This is a genomic window from Teichococcus wenyumeiae, from assembly GCF_003696345.1.
GTDB lineage: Bacteria > Pseudomonadota > Alphaproteobacteria > Acetobacterales > Acetobacteraceae > Pseudoroseomonas > Pseudoroseomonas wenyumeiae.
This window is the reverse complement of the sequence record NZ_RFLX01000127.1, coordinates 1-2,040: the sequence shown is the minus strand read 5'-3', so window position 1 is coordinate 2,040 and position 2,040 is coordinate 1. Positions and strand designations below refer to the sequence as shown.

The window sequence follows — 2,040 nt, the reverse complement described above, 5'->3', positions numbered from 1 at the left end:
ACTAGCGCGCTTCTTCCACTCTTGCCGTTTGCAGAGCGACAGCGCCGATCGGGCGAGTTGGATGGCATGACCGGACCGCACATCCTACGATGGCTGCTCTGGGCTGGCATCGCCTCGGCTTGCCTTCTCACGGCCGCCACCCTGTCCTCCCCGCTCTGGCTGGGGCCTCTCGTTGCGCGGCAGGCCTCAGCCGTCCTCGGGCGGCCGGTCGCCATCGGCCGGATCGTCCTTCGCCCGGTGAGCCCGCTGACGATCACTGCGGAAGACGTATCAATCGGAAATCCGCCAGGCTTTCCAACCCGGGAGGAGCCGCTGCTCCGTCTCAGCCAGCTCGAAGTGCAGTGGGGGATCGGCGCTTATGTACGACGGAGGGAGATCGTCATCCCTTCCATCGAGCTGACCCGGCCGGTGCTCCGCCTTGTCGCCTTGCCGGATGGCCGCAAGAACTACGGTTCGGAGTTTGGCACCGGCCTGCTCGACAATCTGGCCGGTTCGAAGATCGGTCCCCTTCGTATTCAGGATGGCCAAGCGCGGGTCTCGCTTGCTGACCTTCAAGCAGAGCTCGAGCTTAAGACTGAAACCGTTGATGGTTCGGATCTAGGGCCGAACGCGATCCGTGCCGAGGCGCGCGGCACCTACGCCGGCGAGCCCACCCTCGCCACCCTTCTGGCAGGCGGTGGCCGGGACCGGTACGAGCCGTCGGCCTCCTGGTCGTTTGAGCTGGACCTCACGAACGGGCGCACACAGGCCTCGGCAAAGGGCCTTGTGCAACAGCCCCTGAAGCCTCGTTCTGCCGCCCTCGATCTCTCCATCAGCGGCCCGGACATGGCGCTGTTGAACCGGCTCATAGGGGTTAGCTTGTCGCACACTCCCCCCTATGATCTCCGTGGGACGCTGAACTATCTGGAGAATCGGTTCCAGTTCGACGGCATTACCGGGCGAATGGGGAAGAGCGACGTCCAGGGTACGCTGACGGTCGTCAGCGGGCGCGAACGGCCGTTGATTACGGCCGATCTCTCGTCCCGCAGTGCCGATCTCCGTGACATCGCCAGCCTGATCACTGGTGAGCCGGGCCCGCCCGGCACACCTGGTCAGACCCCGGAGCAGCAAGAGCGGGCTGAGCAGGTCAGCCAGGCGGAACGGTCAAGCTCCCGGGTGCTGCCAAGACGGCCAATCGACATGCAGCGGCTGAGAAGGGCCGATACGGACCTCGTCTACCGGGCCGAGAGCATCAAGGGGCGCTCCACGCCGTTCGACGATCTGACCATGCGCCTGGAAATTGTGGACGGCGCCGTCGCCCTGCGCCCCCTGAGCTTCAAAGTCGGGAAGGGGCGGATCAGCGGCGACATCCAGCTGTTGCTTGAAGCGGAGGAGGTGGTGAGGGGGCGGGGGACCATCCGCTTCGATCGTCTAGACCTTGCGCGGCTCATGCTGGCGACAGGCCGTCATCAGGGCAAAGGGGTGCTGAGCGGGGCGGCTCGTGTCGAAGGCACTGGCCGTTCGCTGGCGGAGATCCTGGGGAACGGAGATGGCGGATTGACCCTCTCCATGGTGGATGGCGACCTGAGCAAGCTCCTGGTGGACCTGGCAGGCCTACGCCTTGGCAGCGCCTTGCTCACCACCCTGGGCGGTGAGCAGCGCACACGGGTCGAGTGCTTTTTGGCAGATATGGAGTTGCGGCGTGGCACGCTGTCCACCCGGGCATTGCTGCTCGAGACGGAGGACGCGGTGACACAGGGCCAGGGCACCGTGGACCTGAAGCGTGAACGTGTGCAGATCCGCCTGCGGACGGAATCAAAGCGTCTGACGATCGGCGTCCTGCCCACCTCACTCCTGATTAGCGGAAGCCTCAAGTCACCGAACGCCGCGCCTGCTCGCTCGGGAGGAACGGGCGGCGCCATTGTTGATTTCTTCTCCGCACTGCCGACGATCCAAATGGGAATCGGGGAGGATCCGCGCTGTGAAAGGCTGGTTCGTCGAGCAAGGCGCAATTAGAGAGCTGATCCTCGTCGATCAACCCGACTGGCTTTGCAGCAGTTG

General features: G+C 64.8%; 1 protein-coding gene. It reads left to right on the top strand.

Translation table 11 applies throughout. The features are described 5' to 3' along the window. A partial coding sequence (locus EBE87_RS28140) for an AsmA family protein (protein ID WP_120641226.1) occupies nucleotides 1-1,995 on the top strand: 1,995 nt, incomplete at its 5' end. Nucleotides 1,996-2,040: the final 45 nt, after the last annotated feature.